Here is a 456-nt window from a genome sequence, read left to right as displayed (position 1 = left end):
TCTCGAAACATGATTGCTAAAACACAGAAAGTAGGACGTAGTTCAGTTAGTGATGTCTTCCAACGAGCAGATCGATTTAATCTCTCCTACGAAGATATAAAAGAGCTATCTGAAAATGAGGTGTATCGAAAATTCTTCCCTGAACGACATCAGTCAGAAGTTTTATACACACTTCCTGACTACGAAAAAGTCCATAAGGAACTTCAAGGTGTAGGTGTGACCCTTAAGCTCTTATGGCAAGAGTACGTGGATAAGTGTAAGAATACCCACGGTATTGCAGTTGGATATACTAAGTTTTGCGAAGATTATCAAAAGCACATTGATCAATATCGCTTAACGAATCATTTAAAACATAAACCTGGCGTCTCAATTCAAGTTGACTGGAGTGGTTCAACCATGAGTTTATTAAATCCAGACACAGGTGAAATAACCACTGTCTATCTGTTTGTAGGAGCT

General features: G+C 38.4%; 1 pseudogene. It reads left to right on the top strand.

Going from position 1 to position 456, the window contains the following annotated elements:
• Nucleotides 1-456, top strand: a pseudogene (locus ACYQ4S_RS12300) (IS21 family transposase); the annotation flags it as partial.

Source organism: Alkalibacterium sp. s-m-28, from assembly GCF_054658175.1.
The sequence above is the reverse complement of the archived record's forward strand: the minus strand, read 5'-3'. Positions and strand labels throughout refer to the sequence as shown.